General features: G+C 70.0%; 16 protein-coding genes. 10 read left to right on the top strand and 6 right to left on the bottom strand.

Translation table 11 applies throughout. The features are described 5' to 3' along the window. Nucleotides 1-220: 220 nt before the first annotated feature. From ACTJK8_RS22460 to ACTJK8_RS22435, 6 genes are all read left to right on the top strand, one after another. Nucleotides 221-1,186 carry a LysR substrate-binding domain-containing protein gene (locus ACTJK8_RS22460; protein WP_029358923.1) on the top strand — a complete coding sequence of 322 codons (966 nt, stop codon included), beginning with the start codon at nucleotides 221-223 and terminating at the stop codon, nucleotides 1,184-1,186. Nucleotides 1,187-1,328: 142 nt separating this feature from the next. Beyond that, on the top strand, nucleotides 1,329-1,865 hold the full coding sequence (locus ACTJK8_RS22455) for a thiamine pyrophosphate-binding protein (RefSeq protein WP_029358924.1): 537 nt from the start codon (nucleotides 1,329-1,331) through the stop codon (nucleotides 1,863-1,865). Beyond that, the gene (locus tag ACTJK8_RS22450; protein WP_012329653.1) at nucleotides 1,853-2,449 is read left to right on the top strand and encodes a thiamine pyrophosphate-dependent enzyme; all 597 of its coding nucleotides are present in this window, start codon (nucleotides 1,853-1,855) and stop codon (nucleotides 2,447-2,449) included. Before ACTJK8_RS22455 ends, ACTJK8_RS22450 begins: the two co-directional genes overlap by 13 nt. Nucleotides 2,450-2,607: 158 nt before the next feature. Then, a complete protein-coding gene (locus tag ACTJK8_RS22445) occupies nucleotides 2,608-3,747 on the top strand; it encodes a hypothetical protein (protein WP_043074701.1) in 1,140 nt (379 codons plus the stop codon). A 155-nt stretch (nucleotides 3,748-3,902) separates the two neighbouring features. Beyond that, complete coding sequence (locus tag ACTJK8_RS22440) at nucleotides 3,903-4,931, top strand: amidohydrolase family protein (protein WP_029358926.1); 1,029 nt, start codon at nucleotides 3,903-3,905, stop codon at nucleotides 4,929-4,931. A gap of 383 nt (nucleotides 4,932-5,314) precedes the next feature. Beyond that, nucleotides 5,315-5,587: a hypothetical protein gene (locus ACTJK8_RS22435; protein ID WP_012329650.1), complete on the top strand. Its 273-nt coding sequence runs from the start codon at nucleotides 5,315-5,317 to the stop codon at nucleotides 5,585-5,587. A 1,075-nt stretch (nucleotides 5,588-6,662) separates the two neighbouring features. Here the strand turns inward: ACTJK8_RS22435 and repB are convergent. The 5 genes from repB to ACTJK8_RS22410 form a co-directional block, all read right to left on the bottom strand. After that, nucleotides 6,663-7,505 (bottom strand): plasmid partitioning protein RepB, encoded by an 843-nt coding sequence (gene repB / locus ACTJK8_RS22430; RefSeq protein ID WP_440762530.1) that lies wholly within the window; start codon nucleotides 7,503-7,505, stop codon nucleotides 6,663-6,665. A 164-nt stretch (nucleotides 7,506-7,669) separates the two neighbouring features. Then, complete coding sequence (gene repA / locus ACTJK8_RS22425) at nucleotides 7,670-8,896, bottom strand: plasmid partitioning protein RepA (RefSeq protein ID WP_024827318.1); 1,227 nt, start codon at nucleotides 8,894-8,896, stop codon at nucleotides 7,670-7,672. Between the two features lie 227 nt (nucleotides 8,897-9,123). Beyond that, nucleotides 9,124-10,254, bottom strand: coding sequence for a plasmid replication protein RepC (gene repC / locus ACTJK8_RS22420; protein WP_440762529.1), 1,131 nt, complete (start codon nucleotides 10,252-10,254; stop codon nucleotides 9,124-9,126). Between the two features lie 181 nt (nucleotides 10,255-10,435). Further along, nucleotides 10,436-10,660, bottom strand: a complete 225-nt coding sequence (locus ACTJK8_RS22415) for a hypothetical protein (RefSeq protein ID WP_012329646.1) — start codon at nucleotides 10,658-10,660, stop codon at nucleotides 10,436-10,438. Nucleotides 10,661-11,148: 488 nt separating this feature from the next. Further along, nucleotides 11,149-11,751 (bottom strand): sigma-70 family RNA polymerase sigma factor, encoded by a 603-nt coding sequence (locus tag ACTJK8_RS22410; protein ID WP_245297853.1) that lies wholly within the window; start codon nucleotides 11,749-11,751, stop codon nucleotides 11,149-11,151. Between the two features lie 542 nt (nucleotides 11,752-12,293). On the opposite strand from ACTJK8_RS22410, the gene ACTJK8_RS22405 reads away from it, so the two are divergent. Continuing rightward, the gene (locus ACTJK8_RS22405; protein ID WP_440762528.1) at nucleotides 12,294-12,548 is read left to right on the top strand and encodes a hypothetical protein; all 255 of its coding nucleotides are present in this window, start codon (nucleotides 12,294-12,296) and stop codon (nucleotides 12,546-12,548) included. Nucleotides 12,549-12,635: 87 nt separating this feature from the next. On the opposite strand, the gene ACTJK8_RS22400 is transcribed toward ACTJK8_RS22405, so the two are convergent. Then, on the bottom strand, nucleotides 12,636-12,962 hold the full coding sequence (locus tag ACTJK8_RS22400; RefSeq protein ID WP_012329644.1) for a helix-turn-helix domain-containing protein: 327 nt from the start codon (nucleotides 12,960-12,962) through the stop codon (nucleotides 12,636-12,638). 365 nt (nucleotides 12,963-13,327) lie between these two features. On the opposite strand from ACTJK8_RS22400, the gene ACTJK8_RS22395 reads away from it, so the two are divergent. The 3 genes from ACTJK8_RS22395 to ACTJK8_RS22385 form a co-directional block, all read left to right on the top strand. Further along, complete coding sequence (locus tag ACTJK8_RS22395; protein ID WP_440762527.1) at nucleotides 13,328-15,091, top strand: type I secretion system permease/ATPase; 1,764 nt, start codon at nucleotides 13,328-13,330, stop codon at nucleotides 15,089-15,091. A 3-nt stretch (nucleotides 15,092-15,094) separates the two neighbouring features. Continuing rightward, on the top strand, nucleotides 15,095-16,459 hold the full coding sequence (locus tag ACTJK8_RS22390) for an HlyD family type I secretion periplasmic adaptor subunit (RefSeq protein ID WP_440762526.1): 1,365 nt from the start codon (nucleotides 15,095-15,097) through the stop codon (nucleotides 16,457-16,459). 38 nt (nucleotides 16,460-16,497) lie between these two features. After that, on the top strand, nucleotides 16,498-19,014 hold a 2,517-nt coding region (locus tag ACTJK8_RS22385; protein ID WP_440762525.1), incomplete at its 3' end, for a hypothetical protein.

Below are 19,014 nucleotides of genomic sequence, written 5' to 3'. Positions count from 1 at the left end.
TCGTCGTGCCTGCAGGTGTGGGTCCGAGGCCCGGCGCTTCGGTCCGGGAGACTCGGACGTGCGGACCCCTTATCGAGCCGTGGCGGCGGTCAACGGTAAGACCCTTTCGGTATACCTGCTATCGCCCGGGACGATACCGGCGCGCGGTCGCGATCGGCCGGGGAACGCGCCCGGAGCCCGGCCGGTAATGCTGCAGGACCCGGCCGCCGCGTGGATCGCCATGGACATTGCGCAGCTCAGAACGCTGATCCACGTCGCCGAACTCGGCAGCGTCAGCAAGGCGGCCGACCGGCTCAACATCGCCCAGCCTGCCCTCAGCCGGCAGATCCGCCAGCTGGAGCAGGAACTCGGTACCGACCTGTTCGAGCGCCACGGGCGCGGCATGGTCATCACCGAGACCGGGCGCGCGGTGCTGGTGCACGCGAGCCGCGTGATGGCCGAGATGGAGGCGATCCGCGACACGGTCGCGTCCGGTCGCACGTCGTTCCGGGGCACGGTCTCGGTCGGCACCACGCCGACCGTCGCCGAGATCGTGACGGTGCCGCTCGTCACGGCGCTCCGGCGCACGCATCCCGACCTCGCGGTCCGGCTGAGCGCGGCCTATAGCGGGCACATCCTCGACTGGCTGCAGCGCGGGCAGATCGACGTGGCCGTGTCGTACAACCCGCGCCGCCTGCACACGCTGCGCATCGTCCCGATCATGATCGAGACGCTGCTCCTCGTCGGCCCGGGCGGCCGGGAGGAGCCGGGCGCGCCCGTGCCCTTCGCCGGCCTCGCCGGCATGGACCTCGTCCTGCCGAGCCCCGGTCACATGCTGCGCGACATCGCCCACGACTGTGCCCGGCGGGCCGGCATCGAGCTCCGCGTGGTCGTCGAGGCGGACTCGTTCCAGTCGCTGATCAACCTGGTGCGCGCCGGAATCGGGGCCACCGTGCTGCCGCTGGCGCCGGTCCACGCCATGGTGGCGGCGGGCGACCTCACGGCGGCGCCGCTCACGGATCCCAGTCCGACCCGCGAGCTGGTCGTCGCCTATCCCGCCGACCGGCCGGTGAGCCGCGCCGCGCGCCTCGTGGGCGAGACGGTGATCGGGATCGCGGCCGATCTCGCCGCGCGCGGCGTCTGGATGGGCCAGGTGCTGGACGCGTCGCGGGCGGCCCACGCGTCTGGCCGGGACGCTCGAGCCTAGACGCCCGAGCTAGACATCCGCGGCATCTCTCGTTTCGCCGATTGCTATTGGCCCGGGCCGGACCGGCGCCTCTACGATCCATTCCGAACCGGCGGGGGTCGGCCACGACCGACGGGTCAGGGCGGCAGGGATGAGGGGGGCGATGACGGGCCAGGAACCGGACCACGCGGCGGACTGGCGCCGCGACGTCTTCCGCGGACTCAAGACGGCGGGCGTCCGGCACGTGGCCTACGTGCCCGACGCGGGGCACGCGACCGCGATCCGCCTCGCCGAGGCCGACCCGGATCTCAACGCCGTCGTGCTGACCACGGAAGAGGAAGGGATCGGCTACCTCGCGGGAGCCTGGCTCGGCGGGCAGCGCGGGGCGCTGCTGCTGCAATCGAGCGGGGTCGGCAACTGCATCAACACCCTGGCGCTGCCGGCCTGCGGCGGCTTCCCGCTCCTCATGGTCGTCACGATGCGCGGCGACTGGGCCGAGTTCAATCCCTGGCAGAACCCCATGGGGCAGGCCACCGAGGCGTCCCTGAAGCTCATGGGCGTGATGACGTGGCGGGCCGACGCGCCGGACGCCGTCGCGCCGCTCCTGCACGGCGCCGCCACCATGGCGTTCGAGGGCAACGCCGCCTGCGCCCTGCTGCTGGGGCAGCGACTGATCGGAGAGAAGTCGTGGCTGAAGTGAGCGCGGGCGGGCCGCTGGAGCGCCGGGAGGCCGTGGCGCGGCTCCTGGCCGGCCGGGACGATCTGCTGGTCATCACCGGGCTCGGCTCGCCCTCCTACGACGTTATGGCGGCGGGCGACCATCCCGGAAACTACTACCTGTGGGCGGCGATGGGCTCGGCCGCCACGGTCGGCCTCGGCCTCGCCGTCGCCCAGCCGGCGCGACCCGTCCTGGTGATCACCGGCGACGGCGAGATGCTGATGGGGCTCGGCGGGCTCGCGACGATCGCCCTGCAGCGACCGCCGAACCTGACCGTCGCGGTCCTCGACAACGGCCATTACGGCGAGACCGGCATGCAGGCGAGCCACGCCGGCCGCGGCCTGGCGCTCGAGGGGGTCGCGGAGGCCTGCGGCTTCCCGTGGAGCCGGGCGATCGCCGACAGCGCCGGCCTCGACACCCTGCGTGACCGGGTCGCCGCCCGGGCGGGCCTGACCTTCGCGGCGATCAAGATCCGTCCCGAGAACCCACCGCGCGTCCTGCCGCCGCGGGACGGCGTCCACGTCAAGAACCGCTTCCGGGCCGCGCTCGGCTACCCGACTTCCTAGAGCGCGCCCCGGCGGCGGCCGGGACCGCGCGACCGGGAACATCCCGGCGGAAGCGTCGCGCGATGTCACCCGGATATGCTGCTCGATGCTGGACGAGGCCCGCCTTTCAGCCTCTGATGGTGCTGCGAATTGAATAAAAGCCGGGAGAGGAAACCGAGATGCTGCGACGCGTGCTGCGTCAGCTGACGGCTGCGGCCGCCCTGACATTCGCCGGTCCCGCCGTCGCCGAGGAGCCGCTGCGCTTCGAGGTCGATCCGGCCTGGCCGCAGCGCCTGCCGAACGACTGGATCATGGGCCAGGCGGCGGGCGTCGCGGTCGACGCGCAGGACAATGTCTGGGTCATCCAGCGGCCGCGCACCCTCACCGACGACGAGAAGGCCGCGAGCCTCGATCCGCCCCGCACCCGATGCTGCAAGCCGGCACCGCCGGTCCTCGTCTTCGATCAGGCCGGGCGCCTGGTGAAGTCCTGGGGCGGCCCGGGCGAGGGCTATCAATGGCCCCAGAACGAGCACGGCATCCACATCGACCACAAGGGCTTCGTCTGGCTCGCGGGCAACGGCGACACCGACGGCCAGATCCTGAAATTCACGCCGGACGGCAAGTTCGTCCTGCAGATCGGCAAGCAGGGGCCGCAGACCGACAGCCGGGACACGAGCCGCCTCGGCAAACCGGCCGGCATGATGGTCGATCCGGAGTCGAACGAGCTCTACGTGGCCGACGGCTACTACAATCACCGCGTCATCGTGTTCGACGCGGAGACCGGCGCGTTCAAGCGGATGTGGGGGGCCTACGGCAAGCCGCCGACCGACGACAAGCTCGGCCCCTACGATCCGGCGGCGGCCCCGTCCCAGCAATTCGCCAACCCGGTGCACTGCGTGCAGATCGCCCGCGACGGCCTCGTCTACGTCTGCGACCGGACCAACGACCGGATCCAGGTGTTCAGGAAGGACGGCACCTTCGTGCAGGAGATGTTCGTCGAGAAGAACACCCGGGCCAACGGCTCGGTCTGGGAACTCGCCCTGTGGCCGGACGAGCGCCAGACCTACCTGCTCAACGCCGACGGGGCCAACAACGAGGTTCGCACCCTGAGCCGCGACACCGGCGAGGTCCTCGGCCGCTTCGGCCGCAACGGCCGGATGGCCGGCGACTTCCACTGGGTCCACAACCTCGCCATCGACTCCAAGGGCAACGTCTTCACCACCGAGGTCGACACCGGGAAGCGGGCGCAGAAGTTCCTGTTCCGGGGCGACATGGTGCTGCGCAAGCGCGCCGCCCTGCCGGAGGACGGCGCGCGATGATCGGCGCGGCGGATCCTGGAACGGGCGGACCGGACGCCGGCGCCCGGTGCGCGTGCTGCCTGCCCCGCCGCGGCTTCATGGGCCGCCTCGCCGGGCTGGGAGCGGCGGCGATGACGGCCGGCGCGGCGCGTGCCGAGCCGTCGCGCTACACGGGTTTGGTCATCGACTGCCACGGGCATTACACCACCGAGCCGGCCGCCCTGCTGGACTGGCGCAAGCGCCAGATCGGCGCGCTCAACGACCCGGGCCAGTCCCCCGCGCCGTCGGACCTGCGGGTCAGCGACGACGCGGTGCGCGCCAGCGTGAGCGGGCGGCAGCTCAAGCTCCAGTCCGAGCGCGGCATCTCCCTGGCGCTGTTCTCGCCGCGGGCCGGCGGGATGGGCCACCATATCGGCACGGCCCGCACCAGCCTCGACTGGTCGATCGTGTCGAACGACATGATCCACCGGGTGACGAGCCTGATGCCGCGGAACTTCGTCGGCGTCTGCCAGCTGCCGCAATCGCCCGGCGTCTCGCCGAAGGCCTGCGTACCCGAGCTGGAGCGCTGCGTCCGGGAGCTCGGCTTCGTCGGCTGCAACGTCAACCCGGACCCGTCCGGAGGTTACTGGACCGACCCGCCGCTCTCCGACCGGTTCTGGTACCCGCTCTGGGAGAAGATGGTCGAGCTCGACGTGCCGGGCATGGTGCATGTCAGCGCCTCGGCCAATCCCAACTTCCACGCGACCGGCGCGCATTACATCAACGGCGACACCACCGCCTTCATGCAGTTCGTGACCTCGGACCTGTTCAAGGACTTCCCGACGCTGCGCCTGATCATCCCGCACGGCGGCGGTGCCGTGCCCTATCACTGGGGGCGCTACCGGGGACTGGCCCAGGACGCGAAGCGGCCGCCGCTGTCCGAGCTGATGCGCAACGTCTTCTTCGACACCTGCGTCTACCACCAGCCCGGCATCGACCTGCTGCTCAAGGTCGTCCCGCGCGAGAACGTGCTGTTCGCCTCCGAGATGGTCGGCGCGGTGAACGGGATCGATCCCGAGACCGGCCACGCCTACGACGACACCAAGCGCTACGTCGAGGCCGCCGCGATTCCGGACGCGGACCGGGCCAAGATCTATGCCGGGAACGCGCTGCGCGCGTATCCGCGCCTCGCCGAGCGGCTCCGGTCAGTCGGCGTGACGCCGTAGCCCTTCCGGCCCTGCCGGGCACGACGCGCGGGATCGGGCGGGACCGGAGGACCCTATCGGGTCGGTGGCGGCTTCCTGCCGACGCGGGAACGCCGATTGCGCGAGCCCCGCGTGGCCGCGTATCCGGCCGCCCACTCCGCCGTGCTCGTCTGGCAGACACCATCACGGTCTGCAGTGCCGGGGCGCCCCCGCCACGTGGCCCCGGCACCGGCCGTCCGGCGCCGCGTCGTCAAGCGCGACGCCCTCAGGGGTCGCATGCTCGCCGCCCATGGCTGCCGCCAAGCCTTGGAACGAACTCTTCGCTAAGCCGGGCGGCCCGGGGCGGTCGCAGCCCGCTGCCGGCCGAGATCACTCTAGCGCGCCTGGATGCCGAGACACCGATCATGAGAACGCTCATCGCCTTCACGTCGGTCATGATTGTGTGCGCTGGTCCCGCCCTCGCCCAGACTGGTCGGCCGGGCGGAAACTGCGGCGACGATCCCGAGACGACAGGTGCCCTGCCCGCCGACCCGCGCAGCCTCTATCTGCCGGGCGAGCGGCCTGCCCGAGACCAGGACACGGTCGAGATCACGCCGCCCGAGGAAAGCTGGCAGGCGGCGGCCCGGGAGGATGCCGAGCGGCGGCGGCGCGCCATCCTCGCCTGCGGCGTGGACTGACGCACCCGTGCGTCGGAATCAGCCGCCGTGGCTCAATTGACGGCCCGACCGAGAGCGGCCGCCGGAAGGAGGGTCCAGCCGTGGGCAGTGGCCAGACGGATGTCCCCCTGCCCTGCCGGCCCAGGATCCGACACGGGCGGCGTCACCGACCCGCGCCGTGCCGCGACAGGTCCCGGGAATCCGGGCGTGTCGCGCAGCCGTCAGCAGGCCCTTCGACGGGTGTCATTCCGAAGGCGCGGCCACGGATGTCGTCACGGTGCCCGACCCCGGGCGTGTGCGCCTCGATGATCGTGGCCGGTTTCCGAGCGGCACGGCGGGTCGCGGAACATGGCTAACAATCCCTGAACGACCGCCCCTCCGCGTCCGGGGTCAGCTTCCGAGCTTCGCGGCGAGCACCGTCGCCTCCCCGGGTCGGAGGTCGCCCAAGAGCCCGAAGACGGGGTCGGCAGCTCCTCCCGGCCGCCCTCGGAGATCGCGCTCCGGCGCATCGGCCGTTGGCGCCCCCTGCCCTCCGAAGCCTCGCCGTGCCGGCGTCGAGAGACCGCGCGGCGCCAGTTCTCAGGCTCTCCCGCAGCTATCCATCGCGAAGGCCGGCTCCTCCGGAAGTGCGCCAGGGATCGGGCCGACGCACCTCACCCGAGCGGCCAATGCGGCAGCCCGTTGTCCGATATCGGGAGCCGCTCCGGCCAACCAATCGGTGAGTTCCTCCCCTCGGACCGGAGGGGCCGCCGCCCGATGATCCGGCCCTCGAGATCGGCGACGGCCGACGTGTCCGGGCATCCCCTGCGCGTCCGGCGCTCGTCGGCGCAGCGCCCTCCCCTCCGGGCGAACCGCCTTCCGGCGAGCGGTGAGGGCGCGATCCCCTTTGCGACCAGGCGCGGAACGATCGCGCCCGCCGGAGACATCACGGCGCTGATCCTGACCGGCCATGCGGCCGCCCGTCCCTCGGAGAGAAGACGCTCGGTGCGGCGTCCGCCATCGTCGTCGGCAAAGCTTCGGGAGATCGGCTGTGCATCCGGCGCAGCCGATCTCCAGATCTCCCCAACGCCGCCTCGGTCTGCGGCGCCTGGGGTGGTCAGCCTCGGCTCGCTCGATAGGCTGCGAGGAGTTCGGGCAACCGGTCGGCCAGGTAATCACCGAAGCCGGGCGCGATCGTCTCATCGAGCGTCAGGCGCAGACCGGTCGTGCTCCGCTCTACGCGGGCGAATTTCAGGCCTCTGGTATCCTTCAGCGTCTCGGCCTTCGGCTTCGCCTTCTGCGGCTGCGGCGCGGCGAGTTCGGTCAGGATCACGGCGAAGCGCTCATCGGAGGGTCTGCCGACCAGCTTCGGCGAGGCGAGGACGGCGGCGATCCGCTCCGGGCTCGCCGCTCGGATCCGGTCGGCGAGCGTCAGCCAGCGCGGACGACCGACCTTCGGGGCCGGACCGATGATCGTCAGAACCGGGGCAGGGATGCTCTCCGCGATGTCGAGATAGCGGTCGAGCTCGGTCCGATGCACGGCCATCGCCTTCAGGATCAGGTCGCGCGCGATGCCGGCCCGCTCCATGTTCCGGGCGAAATGGGCACGCTCGATGTAGCTGAGATCCTCGCGCGCCAGATTCTCTGAGCCCTGTGCGATCACGAGTTCGGCGTCGGTCAGGTCCTGCACGACGGCGCGCACGGGCTTGCCCAGCGCCGTCGCCGCCCGCGTCCGTCGCCGCCCGTAAGCGATCTCGTAGCGGTCGGGCTTGGTCGGATGCCGGCGAACGAGGATCGGGGTATGCTGGCCCTCCTCCCGGATCTGATCCACGAAGGCCTCGAACGTCGCGTCCGTCGCGTCGGGCACCCGGTCGGCGATGGCGGATGGCTCACACAGACCCGGATCGAGTTCCACCACGGCCCCGTCCTGCGCGGCTACAGGACGGGCCGCCGCCCACATGGCGGCGATCGAGCGCGCCGCCGCGGGCCGCTTCTCCGCCACCGGGGGAGGGGGTGTGACACCTGTCACAGGGGGGTAAGCCGTTGAAGAATCGGGATGCGCGGGCGAAGCCACATCCGTCTGGATCGGCGCGCCCATGATCGCGCTCAGGCGCTTCTTCTGGCTCATACCCGGCCCCATGCACGTGCGATCAAGGTCTCGATCTCACTGTTGACCGCGTCGAGCGCGTCGAGCGCGCGGCGGTAGGTCGAACCCGTCACCTCGTCGCGACGAAGCGGTGTTTCGTACACGGTCTGGCCGCGCAGGCCCGAGTTCGAAACCGCGGCCGACTGCAGCATGGCTTTGGTCAGAACGCGCTCGCCGAACAGGCCGCGCAACATCGCGACCACCTCGGTCTGCGGGGTGTCCTGCGGCTCGAAGCGCGTGACGAGGTAGCGGAACCAGTCGTGGGTGCGCACGCCCCCCTGCTCACGCACCGGCTCCATCAGCTCGTCCATCATCGTGAGGAACTGGCGCATGCTCGAGACGTCGAGCATCTGCGGATGGATCGTGATGAGGAGCGAGGTCGACGCGCACAGAGCCGCGATGGTGAGGTAGCCGAGGCGCGGCGGACAATCGATCACGACGACGTCGTAGCGGTCCGCGACCTCCTCCAGAGCGAGTCCGGCCCGCACGAAGAACGGCGGCTCGGGATCGTTCGCCTTCCGCCGCGCCATGTGGTTGGGCGCCTCGAACTCAAAAACCTCAAGTTCCAGATCGGCCGGCACCAGGTCCAGTCCCGTGAAGTAGGTCGGCCGGATGACCGCGCCGAGGCCGCACCGCTCCTCGCCGTAGCGGATTGCATCATAGATGGTGCGGTAGGGCTCGCGCTCGTTCTCGGGTCGGACGCCGAGCAGCGTGGAGAGGCTGGCCTGCGGGTCGAGGTCGACCGCGAGCACGCGGTAGCCGCGCAGCACGAGCGACTGGGCGAGGTGCGCGGCGGTCGTTGTCTTGCCTGAACCGCCCTTGAAGTTGACGCAGGCGATGATCTGCAGATGCTCACCTCGGTCGGCATCGCGGTGTGGCAGGTAGCGGCGTCCCACGCGGTCGATCTCATCGAGATGCGCGCGCAGGGCGTGGATGTCGGCCAGCGTGTACATCCGTCGTCCACCCGGCGCGACCTCGGGCTCGGAGACGAGAAGGTCGGGGGAGAGTTGCCGGATCCGACTGTCGGTGACGCCCAGGATGCGCGCGACCTCACCGGAAGTGAAACGCCGGAGCGTCTTGGCCTCGGACGGCGAGAACACGACGGACGCGATCTCGCGCAGTTTCGCACCGAGCAGCCGAGCATCGTCGCCGGCGGTCTGATTTGGCGCAGGCACGAGCCGCCCGCCGGAGAGATGCTGGTTCATCGGCCCTATCTCGTTCACGGTGAAACGGTTGAAATGCCCAGATCACCGCAAGCGATAGGATGAGCCCGATTCGCGCGGACCTGTCCAGCCCCGGGCGGCCGGGCCCTGCGCGGCGGACGATTCCTGAATGCGCCTCCTGAAAGCAGGGCAGGGGACGCGGGTGGGAACGTCGCCCCACACCGATACCGGTCCGCGACGCGCGGGAGCCGGCCACCGGCCCGCTCGGCTCACGTCATCTTCCTCCGCCGCATCGCCATGAGTTCGGCTTCGAGTCCGTAGCGACCTTCGGAACACAGGCGGACGAGCTGCCTGAAGTAGCCCCCCGGATTCCGGATGCGAATCTCACCCCGCCGCACGTCGTCGTCGTGCAGCTGCGCGACGATCAGTACGAGCACCGAGGCCCGGAACGGACCGAGGGCCTCACAGGCCTCACCCCAGGCGGAGGGATGCGCCCCGATCCCGCCCCGCATCAGACGGCCGACCTCGATGACGTCCGCCTCCGTTCTGAGCTTAACGCCGAATTCACCAGCCACCGGGCAGGCAGCCGCAACGAGACCCGGTTCGGGCAGGTGGATCGGCCCAGGCTCCTTCTCGGGAGCCCTTGCACAAGGATCGGTAGGAGATCCGGTGTTTTGTTCTATGTGGCGGCTGGATATGCCGGCAGAGGCGGCCTGATAGAACCGTTCCTCCGTCATGATCTGAAGTTCCCCCCAAGCCTCGAGAACGAGATCCGGTTCGGCGTTCGACGCTCTGCGGCTCGGCGTACTCAGCTCCAGCGATTCCTGCGCTGCGAGCAGATCGGCCACGTCCGTTCTCGGAAAGCGCGTGCGGAGGGCGGTGAGGGCCTCCGACACAGCGCGGCGGCGGACGGTCAGGAGATCGAACGACCGACGTCTCCGGACTTCTCGCGCGGTCGCCTCAGCGAGCACCTCTGTCCATTCGCCCTGTCGGGCAACGATCGGCGTGAGGTCGAAGCCGTAAGCGTCGATGATGGCGCCGCCCGGTGCCCGGATGGCGAAGCGCTTGCCGTTCGCGCTGTCCCGGGGCGTGATGACCTCCAGGGCCACGAGGTCGCGCAACCCGTAGCGGAGCGCGCGCTCCGACAGCCCGGTCATTCCGCATAGGTGCTCGTTCGACGGCCAGACCACGAGGCGCTCCCACTCCTGCTCGCCCCACACGGCGCAGAGCGCCGAGAGGATGGCGCGCAGGGCAGGGCGCAGGCGCAGGGCCTTGGCAGCGTCCCGGCCGGCGGCCGAGAGCTCCCTGCGCGAGATCGTTCGCCCGGCCTCGAGCGCGCGTCTCCGACCGGCGAGCGCGGCGCGCGTGAGCGGCCGGCCACCGGAATGAACTGTCTCCACCTCAACCGCCTCCTCTCAGGAGGCAAAGCGGGACCGTTCACCCCGAAGGGTGTTCTTGACGACGGCCTGGGGGAGGGGGCATAAAGGGGGTGCGAATCGCCTGTCGCGCCCCATCCCAGGGTATGTCAGGTCCAAAGGCCTCGAGGTTCCCGCCTCGGGGCCTTCTGCTTTGCCCGTTACGTCATGCCGATTTCTCCTCGAAGGCAGACGCGAGCGCCCACTCGATCGCCTCGGTGCGGCTCTTGAACCGACCGTTCTGGATCGCTTGGTCGATGACAGCCTTGACCGACGGCTTCAGCCACACGTTCTGCTGGGTCATGCCCTTCTGCTTGAGAGCCTCCCTGCGACGTGTCTGACGGCGAATATCCGCCGCCTTCAGCTCTGCCAGCCGTTCCTCTGCGGTCATCGGTCCCCGCCCGATTCTGCCAACGTGACTGTTCATGTGGACCGATTCTGCAAACCGAGTCCAGCGGCGGCAGAGATTCGTGCGGGGATGGAGGGGTTTGTTAAGGGCGACCTGCTCCGCAGCCTCACCCGCGATGACCTGTGAATCGGCCCGGGACGCGCGGCCAATCTCGCGGCGGTCAACACCGGGCGGGCTCGAACCTTGCCGAAGGGTGAGCGCTGGACCGCGGGACGAGCGATCGAGCATCACGGCCGCGATGTCGCGGTCGGCGCCCCCGACAGACGCCCGTGCGGTTCGAAGCAGGCGGGGGAGGGGCGTGCGCCAGGGTGCCCGTATCAGCGGCGAGGGCCGGATGTCTTTCCGAGACCTCCGAGGGCTTCGCGCGTCGCGCGCCTCATCTCACCGCTCCGATCCGGCCAGGCGACGAGGATCCCGGTGGCGCCGAGGTTCGGCGCCTTCCGTGATCCCCTCGGAGCAGCACGCCGCTCTCAGGCGAGATGCGCGACGAGCAGGGCACGGGCGCGGCTCACCCGGCTCTTCACGGTCCCGGTCTGGCAGCCCATCACCTCAGCGGCCGCCTCGTAGGTCAGGCCCTGTGCCCCGACCAGGAGCAGGGCCTCCCGCTGCAGTTCCGGCAGCTTGCCGATGTGGGACCAGACGACCTGCAGATCCGAACCGTGCTCCTGAGCTGCCGGGGCGGTGAGTTGCGCCGCGACAGCGCCGTTCACGTCCTCGATCTCGCGCTTCCGCTTGCGGCATTCGGTGTAGAACTGGTTGCGCAGGATGGTGCACAGCCACGCCTTCAGGTTGGAGCCCGGTATGAACAGCTCCTGTCGCGCCCAGGCCCGGAGCACCGTCTCCTGGACCAGATCGTCGGCGCGCGAGGCATCGCCCACGAGCGAGAGGGCGAAGGCGCGCAGGCCGGGGAGTGCCTCGGTCAGGCCGTCGCGAAAAACGGCGGCGTAGTCCCGTTGCGGTCCCTCCAGCGCCGCATCGAGCTGCGCGACGAGCTCCAGCAGACGCGGCGGTGTCTGTGCCCGTGTCACGGCCTCGTAGGCGACGCGCAACTGCAGACCGAGATGATCCCGCACGCCGGCCGGTAGAGCGGCCAGTTCCGGGGGATCCTGCCGGCTCGGCCGACGGGCCTCTCCGTCTTGAGCAACCAACGTGTCCGTCAAGTCACGTCCTTTCAAAGCGCTCGTCGCACGCCCCGATCCCGGCCCGCCCTGGGGCCCGCTCGGCGGCCCGCTCGGCGGCCCGCATCGGCATCGGGCCATCCGACGGGACCGACCCGGATGCGCGCGTCATCGAGCGTTCATCTCCGCAGATAGGGCCAGCCACCTGACTGTACAGTGAACATCTAACCCTGCAAATGCGGGATCGTTCTCGGCGGCCCGAGCGTTGGGCCTCGCTTCGATCGGATGGGAGGTGCCAATGATGAAGTGAGCGGGTCCCGAAGATCTTCGCGTCCAGGGCGGCTCGAACGGCGATGTTCCCCGAGTCCGAGCGACGAATGTCGTGTCACGGTGAACGGAATACGGCGTCGGGAGCGGTGCGCGATCCCCACGAGACTGCGAGCTGCGCGCGCGGCGCCGCTGTGGCCCGCCAGATGAGGAACTTCAGAGCAGCTTCGATGCCGCAGAATGTAGAATATTGGATCACGGACAGACCGGATGGCTGGTTCGATGTTGTCGTGAAACTTGAATCCGGAAAAACCTTTCGCCGCACCGGGTGTGTCTCCCGAGCGGAGGCCGATACATGGATCGAAGGGCTGCGAATGCTGATGGCGGCGATCGGCGCACCCGTCTCTGCTGCCGACGCGACCCCTGAGGACGCCTCGGCCTTCGGGTCACAGACGATGCACGATGCGGGTCACTCCACGTCCTGAGCCCGCGCGGCTGGTCGTCTCCTTGCCGGGAACCGTCACGCGCGCCTCGCTCATCCGAGCGATCCTCACCTTGAGAGCGTCGATGGCCTACGCCTCGCCGGTCCCGGGCTTCCCGGCCGGATCGCCGAACAGGATCTCGTGGGTGATCGGGTCGTAGAAGCGCATGACGCTCCGGACGAACGCTCTCGGCTCGATCGCCAGCGCCTCGGCCCAGGCGCGGTACCGATCCGGAGGTATCCGGCCGCGCCCGGTCTCCAGCTGCGAGATGAAGGTGTAGTAATCCGCACCGACCAGCGCTGCGAGCTGTCGTTGCGACAGGCCGCGTGCCTCCCGAAGTTCCTTCAGATAGCGCCCGCCCTCCCGACGCAGCTCCAGCACCTCCTCGGAGTCCAGGCGTTGCTGATGAGCATACACGGAGTCTCGCCTTCCTGCCGACCGACGCCACTCAGCGCGGCGCTTATACAGCAAAAACCATATAGCCGACCCGGCGTCGCGCTGTCCAGACACGCGCCGTCGACCGTCGCCCCCGAACGCGACCCGATGCTTGGCAGGTATCCGACCAGCGCTATCATCATCCCGTAGGAAACGGTTTGAACAGAGGCGCGGAATGCCGCAATACCGGTCAGTGTCTCCAAATAGCGGCCCATGATTGTCGAGAATCGGACACGTGACCCACGCTCGCTGATCTGAGCGCCCGCGGGTCACGGACGCGAGCAGGACGGGAATCTGAGCCACCGGGTGTCGCCGGTCGTGCCGAACGATCGCAGGAAGAGGGCAGTATGGGCGATCATGCGCTGCAATCGGCACTGACCGTCGGCCTGCGCTCCCTGCGGCCGGTCCTGACGACCGCCGTGTTGTTCGGGCTCTTCATCAATCTGCTGCTGTTCGTCAGCCCGCTCTACATGCTCCAGATCTACGACCGCGTGATCCCGAGCCGGAATGAGACAACCCTGGCGGGGATCACGCTGATCGCGGCGTTCGGCCTGGCCGTCTACGCGATCTTGGAGATGCTGCGCGCCCGCCTCCTGGTACGCGGCGGCGTCGTGTTCGATCAGAAGATTGCTACGCCGATCTTCGATGCTGCCCATCGCGGCACGTTGGTCAGGCCCGGCGCGCAGCACGACACGGCGCTGCGCGACGTGGACATCCTGCGGGAGTTCCTGACCGGCAGCGGCATGCTGGCGTTCTGCGATCTGCCCTGGATCCCGATCTTCCTGCTCGCCTGCTTCATCTTACACCCCTGGTTCGGCTGGATGGCGCTCGTGGGCGGCGGCACGATCCTCGGCCTCACGCTGCTCAACGAGGTCGCGACCCGCCGGACGCTCGACGCCGCCAGTCAGGCCTCGCGCGAGGCGGGGCAGAGCGCCGCGACGGTCTTTCGAAACGGTGAAGTGCTCCAGGCCATGGGCATGGTGGCGTCCATGCGCGGGCTCTGGAGCCGGCGTCACGACGATGTTCTGCTCCTCCAGGCGCGCGCGAGCGATCGCGCGGGCCTGATCGTCGCCGCCACGAAGTTCATCCGCATGCTCCTGCAGACCCTGGTGCTCGGCATCGGCGCGTATCTCGCCCTGCACCGCGAGATCTCGGCCGGGTCGATGATCGCCGCGTCCATCATCATCGGCCGCACCCTCGCGCCGATCGAGGCTGTCGTCGGAAACTGGAAGGGCTTCACGGCGGCGCGGGCCAGCTATCGGCGACTGACCGATCTCATCGCCGTCGCCGGCTCGGAGACGCGCCGCCTCGTGTTGCCGCGACCGCGCGGCCTGATCGAGGCCGAGACCATCTCGGTGGCCGCCCCCGGAGCGTCGCGAGCCATCCTCGAGGACGTGAGCTTCCGGCTCGAGCCCGGCAGCGTCGTCGGGATCATCGGCCCGAGTGCCGCCGGCAAATCGACGCTCGTGCGCGCGCTCACCGGTGTCTGGCCCTTGCTGGAAGGCACGGTGCGCATCGACGGCTCCGACCTGGGCCACTGGGACAAGGCTCTGCTCGGGCAGCATGTCGGTTACCTGCCCCAGGACGTTGAGCTGTTCGACGGGACCGTCGCGCAGAACATCGCGCGCTTCGCCGCCCTGGACGATGCGCGCGTCATCGAGGTTGCCCGAAGGGCTGGCTGTCACGAGCTGATCCAGTCCCTGCCGGAGGGTTACAACACGGTGATCGGGCGCGGGGGACACGGTCTGTCCGGAGGGCAGCGGCAGCGCATCGCTCTGGCCCGGGCCCTCTACGGCGAGCCGAGCCTGGTCGTGCTCGACGAGCCGAATGCGAGTCTCGACCAGCACGGCGAAGCGGCGCTGATGCGCGCCGTCGCGGCCCTGAAGCAGTCCGGGGCGACGGTCGTGATGGTGACCCACAAGATGAGCCTGCTGGAGGAGGCCGACCATATCCTGCTCATGGGCGAGGGCCGCGTCCAACTCTCCGGACCGCCCAATCAGATCCTCGGCCACATCACCGGCCAGAGGCCTGTCCCGACCCTGGTGCCGCCCGTCGGCCCCACGACGTCCCAGAGCCACCGAGGCTCCGACGGGCAGCGGAGCGCGGGGTAAGCGATGACCGTCCCGCGCGCCGCGATCTTGAGCCCGTCACCTGTCCAGAAAGCGCCCGATGGAGAGCGGCCGGGTGTCACCGGCCTGACGAACTGGCGCGCCTACGCGGTGGCCGGCTACGCGCTCATCTTCGCGACGTTCGGAGTGGTCGGCACCTGGGCCACGTTCGCGCGCCTCGACCGGGCGGTCATCAGTCCCGGGGTGGTGGTCGCGGAAGGCAGCCGCAAGGTGGTGCAGCATCTCGAAGGTGGCATCGTCCAGGAGGTGCTGGTCCGGGACGGACAGACGGTCCGCGCGGGCGATGTCCTGCTCCGCATCGATCCGGTGCAATCGCGTGCCAGCAACGATCTCCTCCGTGGCCAGCTCGACGCGGCCCTGATCCTCGAAGCCCGCCTCCGTGCGGAGCAGAGCCAGGCGCAAGACCTGCTCCTGCCGCCGGAGATCGCGGCGCGGCGCGCTGAGCCGGCCGTCGCCGGGATGATCGACGATCAGGCCAGCCAGCTGTTGGAGCGGCGCGGGTCCTTCCAGGCGCAGCTCGCCCTCATCCAGGCGCGCGTCACGCAGTTGAGGACGGAGATTTCCGGGCTCGCGGTCGAGAAGGCCTCGGTCGAGCAGCAGGTCGCCCTGATCCAGCAGGAGCTGGAGGGCCTGCGCGGCCTGCGCGAGAAGAACCTCATCCCGCTCTCGCGCGTCCTGATGATGGAACGCGAGCACGCGCGCCTGGAAGGCGTGATCGGGCGATCCGTGGCGGAGACCGCCAAGGCGCAGAACGGCATCAACGAAGCGGGGATGCAGACCGCGCAGCTTAAACAGAAGCTACAGGAGGCGCTGACTGCCCAGCTCCTGGACACGCGGCAGAAGATCGCCGAGCTGCGCGAGAAGCTCATCGTGGCCCAGGATGTCCTCCGTCGGCACGAGGTCCGGGCCTCGCATCAGGGCGTCATCCAGGGCTTGAAGGTCTACACGATCGGGCAGGTGGTCCGCTCGGGCGAGCCGCTGATGGAGATCGTTCCGACGAACGACAGGCTGGTGATCAGCGTGCAGTTCGCGCCGAACGATCTCGAGGCGGTCCATGCCGGCCTGCGGGCCGAGGTGAAGTTCCCGGCTTTTCAGACGCGCCGCATGTCGGCGATCTTCGGCACGCTGACGATGGTGTCCCGCGATCGCCTGATCGACGACGGCACGAAACACGCCTACTTCGCCGGCACCGTCGAGATCGACGACCGCCAACTCCCGGACGACGTACGGTCACGCCTCCTGGCCGGCCTGCCTGCCGAGGTCGTCGTCTCGGCCGGCGAGCGCACCGCGCTCGACTATCTGGTGGCTCCGTTCTTCGACGCTCTGGGACGCAGTTTCCATGAGCGCTAGACCCTGCTTCTCAGTCACTGTGCGGACGTGAGGTCCCGATGGGCGCGGTCATCTCATTCTTCCGACCCGCGGCGACGTGCCGGGGTGGCTGGTCGCAGCAGGAACTCGCGGAATTCTACCGCGTCGAGGCCGCCCTGGTCCGGGCCGGCTTGCAGATCGGGAGCGAGCAGGGCCTGAGCGACGAGGCGGATCCCTGGTTCGTCTTCTGCCGGCCGGATGGCGACGCCGTCATGCACTTCGCCAGGATCGACGGCAGCTACGTCATCGCGTCCGAGGTCTTGGACAGCCCGATGCGGGGCAGCGATTTTCGCGCCCTCATCAACGAGATCGCCCGACGCTATCCCGAGCTTCTCCCGATCCCGCAGAGTGCCGGTGAGACGAAGCTCTCGGTTCACCCGGCGGCGCTGCTCGCCGCCCTCGTCGCGGCCGCGGCCCTGAGCCTGTCGCCCGACGACGCCCGCGCCGATGACGAGGCCCGGTCGACCGAGAGCGCGTCCCAGGCCCCTCACGCGGGCCAGGCGCATCAGCAAGGGCCGTCCGAAGCGCGCGACACCGGTGATGCCGAAGACCGCGACGCGCATCGCAAGCAAGTCGGGATCATCGTGTTCTCGGCGATGGTCTTCGCTGTGGACGCCCTCGCCGACCACCCGGCGCAGGGACACGAAGCGCCATCAGATCTCGGCGCACCGGGTGGCATCAAGGCCTTCCCGGAGGACCAGGGCGGCGTATCGCCGACGGCGGGCGGAGCGCTGAGCCCGGTCCAGGCCGGTGGACCGCACAGCTCCGGCCGGCACGAAGGTCCGACGAGCGGCGCCTCCGGTTCCGTAACGGTCGAACCGATCTCGGTCGTTGCCGCCCGACCCGATGCTGCGGATTTTGGATCGATCGGCCTCAGAGATCCGGCCTCAGCCACGGGGCCGGCGCGGGCAGGCACGGAGCCCGCATATCAGCCCCTGGTGCACGGTGTGGAGGCGGGCGCAGCCCGCGCGGCGGGTTCATCGTCCTCTCCGGATGCCGGATCGGACGGCAGTGCCGTGGCATCGGGGGACGCCCAAGCGCGGGAACAGCCAGCGCCATCGCCAAGCGCGACCGGTGAGGCCGGACCGCAAGTCCGGAGCGCGAACGCGACGACCGGGCCTGGTGCGTCCGAAGCTCCGCCAGCCCAGGTCAATGGCCTCAACTCCGCCGCACAACCCGAATCGAAACATGCGCTGCTCGCGACCGGGGAGGCGCAGTCAGGAAACTCGAACAACGGCTCGCGGGCGAGCACCTTTCCAGACGAACGAGCACGACCCGAGGCGAGCCCGGATGCGGATCCCTCGGGCAGAGGCGCGGGCGCACCCGAACGGGAGCAGCACGGCACGGACAGCCACAACGCAACAACGGTCGCTGGTGAGAGCCCTTCTGCGGGCACCGCGCAGGGCCGAGTGGAGGCTGCGGGGGCTGGCGGCGGTCAGATCGGCGATGGACCCGGCCGGAGCGCTGAAGCGCCGGGACATCGGGAGGAAACAGCAGCGGTCCAACGGGAGGCGGACGGTCGCGGCTCGGCCGGCAGCGCGGATCCGGGTCAACCGTCCGGCATCGCGCAGGTCGAGACCAGCGCGGCCGATCCGGGCCAAGCGCAGGTCGGCCCCGGACGGAGCGCCGAGGCTCCCGGGCATCGAACGGCGGGCTCTGCCCAGCCCGATCCAAGCGATCACGAGACACCTGACAGCGTGAGCCCTTCCCCCGCGGCAGACGTCGCACAGGCTCGCGCGAACAATGCGGATCCGCGACACGGGCAGGCTGGCGAGGAATCGGGACGGAGCGCCGAGGCACCAGGGCATCTCGAGAGCTCGGCGCCGCGAACGCGGGTCGCGCCCGAACAGGGCTGGGGCACCGATGCGGATCCCGCTCAGCTGCAAGTCAGCGCGCAGGCGCGGGGGGGGAGGGCGGATGCAGGTCACGACCAGGCCGTCGTCGGCCACGGCACCGCCGCCGATCCAGATACAGACTCAGCCGCCGCACAGGCAGGTCCCGCCCAGAACAGGGTGAGTGCTGGCGAGGCAGGCCACTCGCGGGCCGGGGCGGAACCGGGCCGCAGCGCCGAGGCGCCGAGACATCTCCGGGACACGACACCGCACGCGCAGGATACCGACGGTCATGGCACCGCGGCCGACACGGTCCAAGGCCAACCGTCAGCGAATGCGCAGGTGAGCGTTGCCGATCCAGGTCACACGCAGGCAGCCGGACCCGGGCGGAGCGCCGGGGCGCCCGGGCATGGTCAGGACACCGGACCGCACGCGCAGGATGCCGGCGGTCCGGTCGCGGCGAGCAACCCCGACCCGGCCACGCCGTCAGCTCACGCGCAGGCGCAGGCGCAGGCGCAGGCGCAGGCGCAGGCGCAGGCGGGCGCTGCCGATCCCGCGCACGGGCAAGCCGCCGAACCCGGGCGGAGCGCCGGGGCGCCCGGACATGGTCAGGACACCGGACCGCACGCGCAGGATGCCGGCGGTCCGGTCACGGCGAGCAACCCCGACCCGGCCACGCCGTCAGCTCACGCGCAGGCGCAGGCG

The organism is Methylobacterium sp. 22177 (assembly GCF_052045615.1).
Classification (GTDB): Bacteria; Pseudomonadota; Alphaproteobacteria; order Rhizobiales; family Beijerinckiaceae; genus Methylobacterium; species Methylobacterium radiotolerans.
Note: the sequence above shows the minus strand (reverse complement) of the source record. Positions and strands in the feature narration are given on the sequence as shown.

Coding starts and splice junctions, on each gene's coding strand:
- ACTJK8_RS22460 (WP_029358923.1), top strand. CDS start 221: ATGGACATTGCGCAGCTCAGAACGCTGATCCACGTCGCCGAACTCGGC.
- ACTJK8_RS22455 (WP_029358924.1), top strand. CDS start 1,329: ATGACGGGCCAGGAACCGGACCACGCGGCGGACTGGCGCCGCGACGTC.
- ACTJK8_RS22445 (WP_043074701.1), top strand. CDS start 2,608: ATGCTGCGACGCGTGCTGCGTCAGCTGACGGCTGCGGCCGCCCTGACA.
- ACTJK8_RS22435 (WP_012329650.1), top strand. CDS start 5,315: ATGAGAACGCTCATCGCCTTCACGTCGGTCATGATTGTGTGCGCTGGT.
- repB (WP_440762530.1), bottom strand. CDS start 7,505: ATGTGGGCGGCGGCCCGTCCTGTAGCCGCGCAGGACGGGGCCGTGGTG.
- repA (WP_024827318.1), bottom strand. CDS start 8,896: ATGAACCAGCATCTCTCCGGCGGGCGGCTCGTGCCTGCGCCAAATCAG.
- ACTJK8_RS22415 (WP_012329646.1), bottom strand. CDS start 10,660: ATGACCGCAGAGGAACGGCTGGCAGAGCTGAAGGCGGCGGATATTCGC.
- ACTJK8_RS22405 (WP_440762528.1), top strand. CDS start 12,294: ATGCCGCAGAATGTAGAATATTGGATCACGGACAGACCGGATGGCTGG.
- ACTJK8_RS22395 (WP_440762527.1), top strand. CDS start 13,328: ATGGGCGATCATGCGCTGCAATCGGCACTGACCGTCGGCCTGCGCTCC.
- ACTJK8_RS22390 (WP_440762526.1), top strand. CDS start 15,095: ATGACCGTCCCGCGCGCCGCGATCTTGAGCCCGTCACCTGTCCAGAAA.